General features: G+C 52.6%; 9 protein-coding genes. 3 read left to right on the top strand and 6 right to left on the bottom strand.

What is annotated here, in order from left to right:
• Positions 1–134: 134 nt before the first annotated feature.
• The 5 genes from KK062_RS27920 to KK062_RS27900 form a co-directional block, all read right to left on the bottom strand.
• A complete protein-coding gene (locus KK062_RS27920; RefSeq protein WP_254087681.1) occupies positions 135–833 on the bottom strand; it encodes a DUF4198 domain-containing protein in 699 nt (232 codons plus the stop codon).
• A gap of 182 nt (positions 834–1015) precedes the next feature.
• A complete protein-coding gene (locus KK062_RS27915; protein WP_254087680.1) occupies positions 1016–3127 on the bottom strand; it encodes a M64 family metallopeptidase in 2112 nt (703 codons plus the stop codon).
• A gap of 12 nt (positions 3128–3139) precedes the next feature.
• Positions 3140–4120, bottom strand: coding sequence for a hypothetical protein (locus KK062_RS27910; protein ID WP_254087679.1), 981 nt, complete (start codon positions 4118–4120; stop codon positions 3140–3142).
• A gap of 556 nt (positions 4121–4676) precedes the next feature.
• Positions 4677–6326 carry a M28 family metallopeptidase gene (locus tag KK062_RS27905; RefSeq protein ID WP_254087678.1) on the bottom strand — a complete coding sequence of 550 codons (1650 nt, stop codon included), beginning with the start codon at positions 6324–6326 and terminating at the stop codon, positions 4677–4679.
• Positions 6327–6429: 103 nt separating this feature from the next.
• Entirely contained in the window at positions 6430–7452 is a 1023-nt protein-coding gene (locus KK062_RS27900; RefSeq protein ID WP_254087677.1) for a LacI family DNA-binding transcriptional regulator, read from the bottom strand.
• A 178-nt stretch (positions 7453–7630) separates the two neighbouring features.
• Between KK062_RS27900 and KK062_RS27895 the strand changes: the two genes are divergently transcribed.
• Positions 7631–8641 carry a glycoside hydrolase family 43 protein gene (locus KK062_RS27895; protein ID WP_254087682.1) on the top strand — a complete coding sequence of 337 codons (1011 nt, stop codon included), beginning with the start codon at positions 7631–7633 and terminating at the stop codon, positions 8639–8641.
• 3 nt (positions 8642–8644) lie between these two features.
• Here the strand turns inward: KK062_RS27895 and KK062_RS27890 are convergent, their stop codons facing one another.
• Positions 8645–10852, bottom strand: coding sequence for an alpha-glucuronidase family glycosyl hydrolase (locus KK062_RS27890; RefSeq protein ID WP_254087676.1), 2208 nt, complete (start codon positions 10850–10852; stop codon positions 8645–8647).
• Positions 10853–11076: 224 nt separating this feature from the next.
• Here KK062_RS27890 and KK062_RS27885 point away from each other — a divergent pair, with 224 nt between their 5' ends.
• Both KK062_RS27885 and KK062_RS27880 read left to right on the top strand, forming a co-directional pair.
• On the top strand, positions 11077–14205 hold the full coding sequence (locus KK062_RS27885) for a SusC/RagA family TonB-linked outer membrane protein (protein WP_254087675.1): 3129 nt from the start codon (positions 11077–11079) through the stop codon (positions 14203–14205).
• A 17-nt stretch (positions 14206–14222) separates the two neighbouring features.
• The gene (locus KK062_RS27880) at positions 14223–16055 is read left to right on the top strand and encodes a RagB/SusD family nutrient uptake outer membrane protein (protein ID WP_254087674.1); all 1833 of its coding nucleotides are present in this window, start codon (positions 14223–14225) and stop codon (positions 16053–16055) included.
• The last annotated feature ends 41 nt before the right edge of the window (positions 16056–16096 follow it).

Below are 16096 nucleotides of genomic sequence, written 5' to 3'. Positions count from 1 at the left end.
TCCACGGCTCGGGGGCCCGTAGATGTTTATAAGACACAGTAAAATCTGGCGCCCACCCCGCCCTTCAAGTTTTAGTTTTTCGCTTTTTTTATTATAACGGTCTTTCCCGGTTTACCCGGCAAAAGCGCTTCTTTTTAATAGCTCACCAGCAGGGTGGCGCTTCGCCAAATGTGCTCGTAGGCTGCTTCACCCTGTGTACCGGTTTCATCGGTTGTATAGAAACCTTCTATGCCATATACACCTTTCCACAGCAGCTCGAATTGCAGCATGCCGTTTTTGTCGGTCTTAAACGTTTTGCTCCAACCCGTGGGGCCCGATACAGTAATCTCTATTTCGGCAGCAGGTTGACCTTTGTAAAAAGCTTTGACAATGCCCGACTTCCCCTTGGCGTCTTTTACCGGTTGCAGGTAAAGCTCGCTGGTAGCCGGTGCCGGCACAACTTCTGACTTTCCTGCTTGTACCAACGCGCTGGCGTTGAATTGGTATACATATTTGCGATTAACCTCTTTGGCGCTATGCCCTACAGCCAGGGTATAGGTTCCTTCGCGGGCAGGTGTAAACGAAGCCTGAAAGTGATTGCCGGCCGCGGTGTAGGTAAGCTGCTCCTTCTTACCGTCAGGGCCGATCAGCCAGAGGGTAAACGAGCTCACATCGGAATACCACTTGTCGGTATTCTCAAATTCTTTGGCCGCATATTCGCCATAAAATAGTTTGACCGCGTGGGCTTTTCCAACGCTGGCCTTCGGATCGGTCTCGATCCAGAGGGCGTGTGCCAGCAGCGTGGATACTGAGCCGAGAATAAATAATGCGACGAGTAGGAGTTTAGATTTCATGACTTGTTTTTTTACGGGTGTTTTGCATAATTGAGGATGCAATGATGAACCTGCATGGAATAAAAACCAACCGCGTGCCCCGGAAAACTCAGAAAATACCCTCTTGAGGTTATAGGTCTACCGCCGCAAAGCGATACGATTCACCGCGCAAGTAACCCATAAATAGTAAAAGGCCACCGTTATCACCACCACCCCAACCGATGATACTTATGCCGGTGAATCCAATCCCGATGGATGGCCGTCATCACCAGGTATGACTGGTACGATCGCAGCAGTCCGAACCAGTTGTTGTTTCGAATAAAAACATCGTCCCAATGAGAACCACCGTTGAAATTGCCAATGAGTAATTTATCAACGCTCCCCATGTTCCAGCTGCCGATCCAATTGTCCTGCCACCTGCCGTTCAAGGCCGTTCCGGAGGAATGTAATATTCCCAAATATTCGGTAGACCAGTCGTTGGTGTTGAATACGAACAAGTCGTCTTTGTTGTCGCCGTTGGCGTCGCCGATATAGAACTGGTCGTGCTCGGCCAGCCCATCCCACCCGGGCACATCGCCGTCATAACGTCGTACATAGTGCAGGTTGGAGCCGGAGCTGCGAAGCATCAGCAAATATTCCATAGACCAGTCGACGCCGTTAAAGACATATACATCGGATCTGTTGTCCGCATTAATATCACCGACATAAAATTTATCTCCTTTTCGCATATCGCCCCAGCCCGGCAGCGTTCCATCAAACCGTTTTCTGTACGATAGCTGTGAGCCGGTGGACCGAAGCATTTCCAGGTACGGCATGGACCAGTCCGGGCCGTTAAAGACATAGAGGTCGTCCTTGTTGTCGGCGTCCAGGTCGCCAACGTAGAACTGGTCGTGTTCCAGCATGGCGCCCCAACCCGGCAGATCGCGATCGTAGCGTCTGACGTGCGCGAGCGTGGTACCCGTGCTGCGCAACATTTCCAGATACCCCATCGACCAATCCTTGCCGTTGAAGACATACAAATCTTCTTTTTTGTCGCCGTCGAAGTCCCCGACAAAGAAAGTATCATTGGGTTTCATATCGTCCCACCCGGGAAGCTTCAACTCGAATAATTTAATACATTCAAAGCCATTGCCGGTCGATCGAAGCATGCCCAGGTAGGGATATAACCAATCGCCATAATTGAACACATACAGATCGTCTTTCCCATCACCGTTGAAGTCGCCGACAAAGAACCTGTCGCCTTTTTTAAAGTCGTCCCACACCGGTATGGAACCCGTCGCAACCCAGGAGGGTTCTATTTCAGTTCCGAGACTTTTATAAAGTGCCAGGCTGTTGTCGTTGTGAATGACTACTTCTTCCTTTCCGTCGCCGTCGAAGTCGCCCACATAACTTTCGTTGAAGGTATAGTCATGATAGGTATCCATGCGTGTTTTCATACCGTTGTAACACACCGGACAATAAGGCGGAGAGTTGGAACGCATACGGCAGCTCTCGGCCGGCCGGAAGACACACGCGTCGGCATATTTGGCGCCTTCGAAAAGCCCCGCATCATCCGAGCCCGACCAGCCTGCAGGCTTTGTACCCTGGTTGTAATTGATGCAGGCGCCTTCCGGGTCGGTGTCTTGGCGGAGTGATGTCGGGACAGGTGTTTTCGGATTGACATAGTCCTTCCATTTTAAGGTGTTGCGCGTATTCGTAGTGGTTACGTTGACCTGTCCATCGGTACCCGAAAAGCAGCCCGCACGGCAATACTCATCAGCAAGATTGCCGACCATATGGCCCAGCTCATGTGCGACGGTCGACCAGGGGCTGCCCAGGGTGACATCGAGGCGGTTCCCGCGTCGGCATCCGCCGCCACTGGCTTCATTTAACACCAGCACAACAAAGTCCCACCCCGGTACATTCTCATCCAACACGTCACTGATCAGATCGTCGGAGTTTTCGCTGGGCTCCATCCAGCAGCGGTCCCATACACCACTATACCGGTAGTCGAGTGCTGTATTCCGTTCGACGGTAACCTCACCTTCCGCATTGACCCGGGTCACACCGGATTGCTGCGATTCGAGGTTGAGGCGATAAATATTGAAGGCATTCAGGCTTTCCCACATAGGCCCTTCGGCAAAAGCCTGTCGCACGATGGTATTGGTAACGTAATTATTGAAAGTGGTCTGATCTGCGCCGGCTTGAAAGCCGTCGCCAATAATGACCAGGTCAAACTTTGCGCCTGCAGTGCCCGACCGTAGAAGGGTGGTACGTTGGGCCATGACGAAATGGATGCTGATGAAGTTCAACAGCACGAGCAGATAAAATTTCATAGCTACGTGGATTTATTGTTTCTTGATAATTTCGGCGAGTCGGAAAGTTGCCCGTTGCGTGAGCGCGGGCTTGACCTTACTCCAGGTATCGGGAGTAATCTTCTCCGGGAGGGGCTTTGTGATTTGATAGACCGATACAACGATGCTGTTTTTTTCACGTTCGGTAAAGGTGTCGGGCAGAACAACGTCCACCGTCGCGCGTTTTGCTTTGAGCTCTTTATGCTCGGCGTCGGGATTAGGATCGTAACTGTGTAGAATCAACGGATCGTCAAACGTAGCGATTGACAACAACGTATTACCCGACTCGAAGGCGACCAGGTAATCGCGATTGGTCGCTTCATTTTGACGTAGCGCTCCTTTTACACTGATCACTTTTACAATGGTGATGGCGTCATCGGCGAAACGTAAACGCAGTTTATAGAATTGACCTTGTTGCGGCTCGAGCGGACTTCGGGATTCCGTCTTCGATTTCTTTTCCGGCACTTCGACTTTTTCGGGCGCTGCTTTTGTGATTCGGCCGATAGGTTTCTCCGCCAGCAATGTATCTATTTTGCCTTTTAACTTTTCCCGGTCCTTTGCAACGAAGACTTCCGCTGTGTCTGGTTTACTTTTTCGTTCCGTGGCCGTTTTATCGGGTTTCTTTCTTCCGACTTTTACCCCTTCTTTACCGACTAACGAAAATTCTTTTTCCTTCGTATCGAACGTATAACCGCGGTGTTTGCCGATGAGTACGTCAAGCCCTGCGTTCAGGGGTTGGTTTTCGAACGATGCGGTGACGAGAGAATCCGGATCGCCTCCGGGTACAAAAACGGTAAAGGAAGTTTTTGATTGAATTTCATCGAGTACAGCCGACAACTTTTGTTTTTGAGCATGAATGGAAAGGAGGCTTTTATCCTCATTCCAGTGCACGTTTAGATCACTGCGTGGCTTGCACGACATGACCACCACTAGGATGACGGGGATCATGTATAATTTAAAGAGTGTAGTATTCATAAGCGGGTTTTTAGAATATTTTACAAAACAAAAAAGCCCACCACAGCCAATAGGAGTGGCTGTGGGTGGGCTTCTTAATAGAGATATGAATGTATTCCTTTTCAGCAGGAATGCCAAGCTGCGTAGCAAAGCACCGGAAAAATCCCCGAACAGAAGTGTAGGTGTGTCCCGATCACGTTGGTATCATCTTCCGGATCACATGTTAACCACCGGTTGTATCAGATATGACAGGTTGAAAAGAAATGATTTTCGTTACTTTATGGCGACGACGGTATGGAAAGGATGGTCGTGGAGAATCGAAACTGTGGCTTTAAAAAGGTCTTCAAAGACGACCTTCCTTCGAGTCTGCCACAGGGTTCCTCCATAGATGTTCCACACATGAACCACGGATGTTCTACTACTATAAGGGGTGGAACATGCCTGGGTAAGGTCAAGACCCAGGGTGTGGTGAGCATGGCGCTGACTGGCACCATGCGGCACTTTTTAGGATTTTTTTAATTCAACGTGATTCGATGATCCACATCGTCCGGCCTGGAAGACCAGACGATGCATGCTGTCAGTGTTTGTTGCGCACGGCCTTAAACTCCGATCCTTCTTTCCATGCCGGCCACGCATCTTCTGCCGCTAAACGTTTTCCAACCTGGAATAAAAGTTTAATGTCATCGAGGGCACCGGCAGCGTTCATGCGTACGCTGTCGTATTCGTCGGTAGGTTGGTGATAGTATAATTTGGTATAATCGCTTTTTAGCTGCAAGCCATAGTCCTTCTCTTTTTCTGCATGGTCGTTGCCAGGGCCGATATAAAGTGCCGGGATGCCGACCTTCGCGAAGTTGAAGTGGTCGGAACGGAAATAATAACCTTTTTCCGGTTCGCTGTCCGGTACGACATAACGGCCTTGTTTGGCGGCCTCCGCCGCGAGGTAATCTTCCAGCTCGGATTGGCCTTTGCCGATGACGATAACGTCCTCCACTTTACCGTAGGGGTTGATCCCATCCATGTTGATATTGGCAACGGTATTCGCGGCAGGATATACCGGGTGTGCAGCATAATAGGCCGATCCCCACAAACCTTGCTCTTCGGCCGTAACAGCCAGGAATACTACCGTGCGGCGGGGTCTTTCATGCAGGCTCTTAAAGGCCTTTGCAATTTCCAGTAGGGCGGCCGTGCCGCTGGCATTGTCGTATGCACCGTTGTAGATGCTGTCGCCTGCAGCGTTGGGTTTGCCGATACCTAAGTGATCCCAGTGAGCGTTATAGACAACATACTCGTTCGGCTTTTCACTTCCTGTTAGTTTGGCAATGACGTTGTAGGATTTATCAAAGCGTGTCTTTACGTGCAAGGTTGTTGAAGCCTTTACTTTTAAATCCACGGCTGTAAAGCCGGGTTTGCGCGCCCGTGTCTGGAGCTCGTTGAGATTAAGACCGGCCAGCTGAAATAGTTTTTCCGCCGCCGGGAAGGAGATCCAACCCACCCCTTCGCAGACATAGGACTCGTGTCCGCGTTGGTCCAGATAGAGATGCGGGGAGTTCCAGCTGTTCTGCACCACGCCAAACGGATAGGCTGCGGGCACGGTGTTGTGTACGATCAGACAGCCCCGGGCACCCTGGCGTGCCGCCTCTTCGTATTTATAGGTCCAACGCCCGTAATATGTCATGGTATTGCCCTTAAAGAACGTCGTATCGTTGCCGCCGAAGCCGGGGTCGTTTACCAATACAATAACGACCTTGCCTTTGACATCCAGGCCCTGGTAGTCGTTCCAGTTATACTCCGGGGCAACCACACCAAAGCCGGCGAACACCAGCTCGGCATCGCGCCAGGAGATAATCGAGTCCGTGCGTTGTGTCCAGAGTACATAGTCCTTAAATCCGGATAGTGTTGTTTTACTTTTCGGCCCGGTGAGGTTCATGACCGAGTCGGCCGTGGTGGTAATTTCCACCATGGGTACTTCCTGCAGGAAGCTGGTGTCATTGCCGGCTTCCAGTCCCAGGTGTTTAAACTCGTTCACCAGGTAGGTCAATGTTTTTTTTTCTCCTGCGGTAAAAGGTCTGCGGCCCTGGAAATCGTCAGAGGCAAGGGTCTTTACGTGCTGGGCGTAGCCTGCTTCGGTAAAGCTGGCAAGACCGTCTTGTGGATCGGATTGTTTTGGCTGGCAGGAAACGATGGTAAGGATGAGAAACGACAAAGACCAGACAGTACTCTTAGGCATGGGACGATGGGGTTAAGAAAACCTAATTAAAGATTTTTTTTGAGAATGTACACAAAAAAGTCTACAGCCCATCCTATAGGCTGGTCTGCCGGTAAAAGGTGTATCACGTTGCGCGTGACGACTCGCGCACTAACAACTCGTGTTTTAGCACCAGCGTATTGATCGGTGAGGTGCGGCTGTTATGAATCGTGTTGATCAGGGTTGTCGCGGCAATCTGCCCCATCTCATACCCGGGATAATGGATCGTGGTCAGATTAGGCTCGATTACGCGGGCGATGGGGTCGTTGTTAAAGCCTACTACGGCGATGTCTTCCGGAATGCGGATACCGGCGGCTTTAAGCTCCTGCATACACGCTACCGCCGATGAATCGTTGGCGGCGAAGATACCATCAGGACGCGGATCGAGTTGTAAGATCCGTTGCGCGGCCTCGATGCCGCCCTGTTCGTTCAGCGGGTTAACGATGACAAGCGTTTCGTCATATGCGATGCCCTTCTCCAGTAATGCCATGCGGTAACCCTTCAGCCGGTCCGCGTAGGTATTGCGGTTCAGGTGGCCGCACAGGTGTACAACGCGCCGGCGCCCTTGCTCCAGCAAGTGCAGCGTAGCGTCGTATCCCGCCTTCGTGTTGTCGATGACAACATTCGTGCACGTGGGATCATCAAAGACGCGGTCAAAAAAGATCACCGGTATCTTTTTGCGCAACAGGGCTTCAAAGTGCTGGATGTTTTCGGTGGTATAACTAAGCGACACCAGCAGGCCATCCACGCGGCTGTTATACATCGTCATTGCGTTTTTGATCTCTTTTTCAAAGGTCTCCTGCGATTGGCTAATGATCAGGCTGTAGCCCTGGGCATTGACCACGTGCTCGATGCCCGAGATCACCGTCGACATGAAGTAGCTGTTGATGCGCGGAATGATGATGCCGATGGTATTGGTCTTTTTTGAGCGAAGGTTGCTGGCAAACAGATTGTTCTGATACCCCATCAATTGCGCCGTATCCTTGATGCGCTTGCGTGTTTCCTTCCTGATGGCAGGATGATCTTTTAATCCACGGCTAACGGTAGCAGGCGACAGATCAAGCTTTTCTGCAATATCGTAGATCGTGACTTCCTTCTTTCCGTCCATATTTTACAATCGCTTACACGCGATTTGGCGGTTAAAATTAACTAAAATTCCATCTTGCCGTGCTATTATATTGCAATCGGTTGCAAAAATTACTAGTTTTAGTAACAATCAACCAAACCCAGGCTTTCGGGCTGACCGATGAACTATGAAAAGAAGACTGATTCTCTATTGTGTTTGTATGCTTTCCGGCGTGACGATATTCGCGCAAGTTCCCACGAAACCCCTTTCACCACCACTGGTCACGGATCTCTACTCGGCCGACCCGTCGGCGCATGTGTTTGATGGTAAGATCTACATTTATCCTTCGCACGACATCGACGCCGGCGTGCCGGAAAACGACAACGGCGACCACTTCGACATGCGCGACTATCATGTATACTCCCTGGAAGCACCCGGCAAAAAGATCCGGGACCACGGTGTCGCGCTTGATATCAAACAAGTGCCCTGGACCGGAAAGCAGCTGTGGGCACCCGATGCCGCCGTACGCAACGGTACATACTACTTATACTTTCCGGCCAAAGACAAACAAGGTGTTTTTTACATCGGTGTCGCGACGAGCAAGTCGCCGGCGGGGCCCTTCCGGGCATTGCCTGAACCTATAAAAGGCAGCTATAGCATTGACCCGTGTGTTTTTACAGACGACGATGGCACCTCCTATATGTACTTTGGCGGCATCTGGGGTGGCCAGCTACAACGGTGGCGCACGGGGCAATACGACAGCGCCGGCGTGTTGCCGCAAGATCAGGAGCCTGCTATAGGTCCCCGCATGGCAAAACTTACAAATACCATGACGGAGTTTGCTGAACCCGTACGCGAACTAAAGATCGTTGACACCGCCGGGAAAGAGCTGTTGAACGGCGATAACAACCGCCGCTTCTTTGAAGCCGCCTGGATGCACAAATACAACGGCAAGTATTACCTGTCGTATTCTACCGGCGACACGCACCTGATTTGTTATGCCACCGGCGACAGCCCGTACGGCCCTTTTGTATACCGCGGCGTGATCTTAAAGCCCGTACTGGGTTGGACGAATCATCACTCCATTATCGCATTCAAAGGCAAGTGGTATTTGTTTTATCACGACAGTACCTTGTCGGGCGGTAAAACACACCTTCGGAATATCAAGATGACCGAGCTGAAGTATAATGCCGATGGCACCATTCAAACCATTTCACCGTATCTCGACTGAGCCTTACCACTTCGGGCGAATGCCCGGAGCATACGGAAACTCCAGGCGTTGATAATCTTCCAGCGTCCTTGCCGGCTTGGGCACTCCCGTCGGCAGGGGCTGCTTTGAAAACTGTTGAAAATAAAGCAGGCATGCATCCCGCCACCAGGTTGCTTCCTGGTATTGAATGGCGAGCAACGATGTGACCTGGGTGTGAAGAGCACCATCCACTTTGCCGTGCAGCGTCTTCCACTGCGTTTGCATCGAGGCTACCGAATCGACGCCTTGCTGGTATGTATAACAAAGCTCGTTCCACAACGTACGGCCCGAGCGCATGGTATGGTTCCAGGGCACATGGTGGAACCACAGCAAGTAGGACTCCGGACACTGTTGCAGATCATTGTACAGCGCCTGCACAGGCGGGTGGTATTGTCCCAGGGCATTGCTGCCGCGCGAGGATCGGTCGAAGCCAATGCCTTGCGCATCGGCACGGTGGTAATAAACCGAAGTCCAGTCTGCGCGTTCTTTGTCTTTGATCCACGGCGCCGGCCCATAGTGATGGTTCCAGCCCATGATGTGGTGCAGCCCCAGCGGCGTCATGTAACGTACGGTAGTTTCACGGGTGGCCAGCAACATGGCGCGGATGGTTTGTACGACGGCAGCGTCCTGGTGCAACGTCATGCGGATCCACTCGTCGGCAACGGTCGATGGCGAGAGTTGATGGTCCCACGCCAGGCGGCCGAATGCGTACCAGTTTGCCTGCGCAAGGGGATGGCCGCACCAATTTCGGTCATTGCCAATATTGGCTACACCGGCCATGCCGGTCAGCGTATGTTGATCCAACGTACCGTCTATCACGTTCGATACCGGGCTGCCTTTGCCGCGCGCGTAGGTGTCGGCATCCAGGCATTCTTTAAAAAGGGGCGCTTGGTAAAAGAGATGGGTCGCGAAGCCCAGGTATTCTTGTGTGAGCTGAAATTCGGGTAGGAGGGCCGTGGACGGCATCGCGCCAAAGAGCGGGTGGAACGGTTCTCGCGGCTGGAAGTCCAGGGGCCCGTTCTTTACCTGCACCATCACGTTCGGCAGAAACTTGCCGTCCAGGGGCTTGAACTCATTATATGCCTGGCGTGTGCGATCCTCGGGTACCTGGTGGTCGTACACAAAGGCACGCCACATTACTATGCCGTGGTAAGGCTGTAATGCTTCTGCCAGCATGTTGGCGCCGTCGGCGTGCGTGCGTCCGTAATTCTGTGGGCCCGGTTGTCCTTCGGAGTTGGCTTTCACTGTAAAGCCGCCAAAGTCGGGTATATAGGTATAAATCTCGCGAATCTTGTCTTGCCACCAGGTCCGTACTTCTTTATTCAAGGGGTCGGCCGTCGGTAAGTTTCCAAGCTCTATGGGGGCGCTGAAACGGGCCGTGAGGTACACCTTAATACCATAGGGACGGAATACATCGGCCAGTGCCCTGACCTTTTCCAGATACATCGGTGTAAGCACCAGCGCATTGGCGTTGACATTGGTCAGCACCGCGCCGTTGATACCGATAGAAGCGTTCGCCCGCGCATAGTCCGTATAACGTGGGTCGAGATAATCCGGAAGCTTGTGCCAATCCCACAGGGAGAAGCCGGCGTATCCACGTTCTACCGTGCGGTCGAGATTATCCCAATGATTCAGAATACGGACTTTTGTTTTGGGCGCACTGCTGACTTCTGCTAACGGCTGCCCGGTCTGTAACAGGCGTAAGAAATGAAAAACGCCATAGAGCATGCCCGTTTCCGTGGCCGATACAATTGCGATCGATTCCTTCCCTTGAATACGCGTGTGTGTAATAACAAAGCCATCCGCCGCCAGCCCGGCCACTTTATTATGCAACGACGCGAGCAACGGCGACTGCGAAGTGCCAATGACGAGCTGATGATTTACGCCCCCGGCTGCTTCCGGTATAGCCTTCCCAAACAAACCCGGCAATGCACGCCGAAGCTCTGTTCGTACCACCTCGGCGGTGGCGCCTTCCGATACCACCCGCCAGCCCTGAAGTTGACGGCGATAGGTGGCGGCCACCGTTGGATCGGCTATGCGGGTATACTTCAACCAAAGCTCATAGCCATCATCCGCCTGCAACCGCTGCGGGATCATCAGACACAGGAGGAGTACGAGAATCTGGCCAACCGCCGGGAAGAGAGAAGACCGGTGATTGGTGTCGTTTGCGAAGTCGGTGGAAATAGTGCTCATAAAATATACAAAATGGGCCATTTTAAAGGCATTTCAATAAATCGGTATCATTCATTTCTATCGATTTATGACGTTCTAATGACCTAAAATAGTGAATTAGTAAGATAAATTTATGCAATCGGTTGCAAGAATTGTTAAAAACACTCATCTTCGATTAGCGCATTCCCCGATACCCGGGAAAGCCCCCGAACCGACCAATACTAATCCACTTAAATAAACAACCTATGAGAACTCTATTTCTACCCAATTTCCCAGGTTCAGGCATGGGGCGGGGCTTTCCGGGGGCCTTCCTATGGATGAGCCTTTTGTTGCTCGCTTCCGCGGCAAACGCGCAGACGGCCGTGCAGGGTACTGTTCGGGATGAGAACGGTGCCGGCATGCCCGGTGTATACGTCGTGGTCAAGAACACGTCGCTGGGTACAACGACCGATGCCGATGGTAATTTTTCGATGAACGTCAGCGGCACCGACGCGGTGCTGGTATTCAGTTTCATCGGCTATGCCACGCAGGAGGTAGCCGTCAACGGCCGCACACGTGTGGACGTGGCGTTAGCGGCCAGCGTGCAGTCGTTGGACGAGGTGGTGGTCGTAGGATACGGCACACAAAAGAAAAGCGACATCACGGGGTCGCTGGCGTCTGTCAGCTCCGAGTCGTTGCGTGAAGTTCCGGTAGCCAACGTACAGAATGCTCTCCAGGGGCGTGCCGCGGGTGTGGAAGTGCAGCGTATAGGAAGCACGCCGGGATCGAGTGCGCAAATCCGCATTCGCGGTGAACGCTCCGTATCCGGCAGCAACGATCCGCTCATTGTACTCGATGGGATACCGTACCAGGGAAGCCTCAATGATATTAATACCGGCGACATTGCTTCCATTGAGGTATTGAAGGATGCATCGGCTACGGCGATCTATGGCTCGCGCGGCGCTAACGGCGTGATCCTGGTAACAACCAAACGGGGAAAGAAGGGTGAGAACATTCTTTCGTTCAATAGCTACTACGGTATTAGCACCGTATCCAAAAAATACCCGGTATATGACGCCAAGGGGTATGAAAACCTGCGCGACCGGTCTGTATACCTCGGCGGCTATAAGCCCGAGGAACTTGAATCGATCCAGCTGGGCCGGTCTACCGACTGGCAGGACCTGATGTACGAGGACAGTTATATCACGGACCACAACCTATCCATTTCAGGCGGTGGTGACCGTAACACGTATTCGGTCGGGGGCGGATACTTCAAAGAGAAAGGTGTATTGCCCGCGCAGGATTTTTCGCGCCTGAGCTTGCGGCTCACAGAAGACATGCAGCTGAACGACCGTGTTAAGTTTGGCTTCAATTCCATGAACTCCTATAGCATTCGCAATGGCTCGTCCATCAGCCCCATGTTCCCGATCTTATCGCTCAGTCCCCTGATGCCGGCGTATGAAGCCGATGGTACGATTGTCAAGGCTCCTGCCGGTAACGACGACGACCGGGCCAATACCTACAGTCCGCTCTACCTGAAAAGCAACGACCACGACTGGGTCGATCGCATCCGCCGTATTCGTACGTTCAATAGTTTATACGGCGAGGCCGAAATTATACCGGGCCTGACCTATCGCCTGAATGTCGGCCTGGATTACTCGCAGGAGGAAAATAGCCAGTTCCGCGGGATGGATACGTACTTTACACCGAACGCCGGCAACTATGCCAGCGTAGACAATACGGAAGAATGGAGCTATACCCTGGAAAACGTCCTGATGTATGAGAAGACATTCGCGGAGAAGCACCACGTTAAATTCACGGGCCTGTATAGCGTTCAGGAATCACAAAAGCATAACACGTTTGTGCGCAAGGATTCGATCACCAGTGACTTTGTGGAATACTACAACCTGGGCACGTCGGTGGAAACGGCCAACCGTCGTTTGGATGGTAAAGAAGCTAAATGGGGTATTGTGTCCTATATGGGACGGATCAACTATAGCTTCGAAGACAAGTACTTGTTGACACTGACCGGACGTATCGACGGCTCTTCCCGTCTTTCCGAGAAATGGCATCGCTACCCGGCGGTGTCGGGTGGGTGGAATATCATTAAGGAAGACTTTATGCAGAACGTCCGTCCCGTGTCAAACCTGAAGCTGCGGATAGGATGGGGGAATACGTCCAACCAGGCCGTTGATCCCTACAGCCTGATCGGTGGCGTGAGCAATACGTGGCGTAATGGTACGAACAATGTGCCGATCGTCTATAACTTTGGCACAAAACTCCAGAACGGCTATTATGTAAGTCGCATCGCCAGCGAGAAGCTCGTGTGGGAGTTTACGGCGACCACCAACATTGGCGTCGACTTCGGATTGTTTGAAGACCGCATCACCGGTTCGATCGACTGGTATAACGCGCGTACGCACAACATTATTTATAACCGCACGCTGCCCGCCACGTCGGGTGTGAACAGCGACTATGCCACCAACATCGGTAAGATGCAAAACCGTGGTATGGAGATCACTATTTCATCCATTAACATTGAATCGCCGGGCGGATTCCAATGGAGTACCGACTTCAACATCTTCTGGAACCGGAATAAGCTTCTCTTCCTCGACGACGGTTTTGTACGCAACATTGAGAACGGGCTGCACATTGGTGAGCCGCTCACCGCGCTCTATGACTTTGATAAAACCGGCATCTGGCAGTTGGGTGAAGAGGCAGAAGCCCAGGTGTTCGGACAGGTACCTGGTCAGCTCAAGATACGTGATATCAGCGGCCCCGAGGGTGTACCCGATGGCAGGATCAATCCGGAATACGACCGTACCATCATCGGCAGCGGCCAGGCGAAGTGGCAGGGAGGTATTACCAACCGCTTTTCCTATAAAGGTTTTGACTTCTCGTTTGTTACCTATGCGCGCTTCGGCGGTACGTTGGTCAGTGCTATACACCAGCCGTTGGCAGGCTACCTGACGATCAACGATGGCCGTCGCAATCAGCTGAAAGTCGACTACTGGACGCCGGAAAACCCGACCAATGATTTCCCGGCACCTCTCGCGACGATTACTCCGCCACAGGCCACGTCCGCCTGGACAACCCTGGGCTACTACGATGCGTCGTTTGTGCGGATCAGGAGCATCAACTTCGGGTATAAAATTCCGACGGCGGTGGCCGAGCGGATCCGGGCGCGCTCCATTCGCGTTTATACCACGGTGATCAACCCGGTAGTGCTATACTCGCCGTATATGAAAGCCGGTGGCGTCGATCCTGAAGCAACCGGAACCGGTAGAACCGGCTTTGTACAAAACGGTGGCAATATTCCTGACCGCGCGCTGACGATAGCGCTCAGCTCGCCGCCCACGAGGTCGTTTACGTTGGGCCTTAACATTACCTTCTAACACAAAAATATTGGTTTATGAAATTCTTGAATAAACTTATACCCTCGTCACGCTGCCTGGTGTTGGTAACACTGCTGGCGACCGTGGCGTGCAATGAGATCCTGGAGGAAAATCCCTATACCACGTTTACGACAGATTACTTTAAGACTTCGGGCGGTTTTCGTTCGGCTGTCGTTACCGGGTATGCGGGCATGCGCTTCAACTATGGGCCTATCGGTGCCCTGGACATCAACGTGTTTGGTACCGACGAATGGACCAACGGCGACCAGGCCATCAGCTCGCCGCTGAATGTATATAACGTCAGTACGTCCGAAGGCGACTTGCTTACGCCCTGGAACAACAATTTCTGGCATATCAATACCCTCAACCTGATCATTAACCTGAAGCCGGAAGAGCTCATTGAGGTGCGGGAGGCAGACAGAGTCACCTGGGTAGCGGAGGCCCGTTACCTGCGTGCGCACTATTATTATTTGATGGTAACGCAGTTCGGTGCGGTGCCGCTCGACCTGGGCTCGGGCGAGCTCCAATTCAACGATGTGCCGACCTCCGCCTTTAACCGGTTGCCGGTAGACGATTTGTTGGTAAAGAATTACCAGGCCATGATTGACGACCTGACTTTCGCCGTGGAAAACTTGCCCGCGAAGCGTCCCGAAAGAGCCTTCAACTTGTCGAAAGCCGCCGCGTTGCACCTGCTGGCAAAGGTATATCTATACCGTGGATACTCCGCCGTCAAACAACCTTCGGACTTTCAGAACGCATACACTACGGCCATGCAACTGATCGACGGTAAGGACACCTACGGTGTGGCATTGCTGGAAGATTTTGCCGATGTGTTCCGGGAAGGAAATGACTACAACGCAGAGATCATATACGCCATCGAGCGTCTGCCGAAGAACAATACCGCGAACGAAATGATCGACCCCTCGACCGACTTCGCCAACAAGGCGAATATGACCAACAACATGTTTAATTCAAATTACCAGGGGCCGATCTTTGTCTTTGATCCTTCGACGACGCCGCCATCCACGCAGGCCTATATCGATGGCCGCCCGCTGGAGTATGGCCGTCCCCTGCGCAGGTTCGCACCGACTAAGTGGCTTTTTGAAACGGCTTTTGCCGACAAGAAGAACGACAGCCGCTTTGACAACTCTTTCCGCATGGTGTGGTATGCACGATCTGTATCGGCTACGCCGCCCGCTACCTACGTGAATCGACTGAATGCAATCGGGTTAGCGATTGGCGACACCGCCTTTTACCTGACGAAGAGGGACCGCGAGGCCGATTCGTTGAAAGCGTTGGCCGGCGCTCAAAAGAAAAACTACCGGGTGTTTGGCCCAAGCGAATTTTATACCAACACCAACCGGACCAACCTGATCTACCCGAGTCTCAAGAAGTTTCAAAGTGTACAGCGGGCTAACTTCCAGGACGCGTCGGGCAGACCGCTGCCGGTAAGCCGCTTTGCAGAGACCTACCTGCTGGCTGCAGAAGCGGCCATGCTCCTGGGGCAGCCCGGTGAAGCCGCGGACCTGATCAATGTGCTGAAGCGTCGCGCCGCATATCGCCCGGAGCTCACACCGGGGGAGGTCGATAGTCGCTATGCGGCCATTGAAGTGACGGCTGCTGATATAAACATTGACTTTATACTCGATGAGCGCACCCGTGAGTTAGCCGGCGAGCACTCGCGCTGGCCCGATCTCGCGGCCCGCGGCAAGCTGCTGGACCGTGTGCCGACGCGTAACGTCGATGCGGCCAATATTCAGCCGCACCATGTGCTGCGCCCGATACCGCAAAGTCAGCTTGACCGAATGTCCGACCCGGACAAAGCCAAGTATCAAAACCCTGCGTATTAACGAAGTCGTTATCGCTTACCCCTTTGGAATTTAGTGTGGAG

It is taken from the genome of Dawidia cretensis, from assembly GCF_018598175.1.
Classification (GTDB): domain Bacteria; phylum Bacteroidota; class Bacteroidia; order Cytophagales; family Cyclobacteriaceae; genus Ohtaekwangia; species Ohtaekwangia cretensis.
This window is presented reverse-complemented; position numbering and strand designations above follow the sequence as displayed.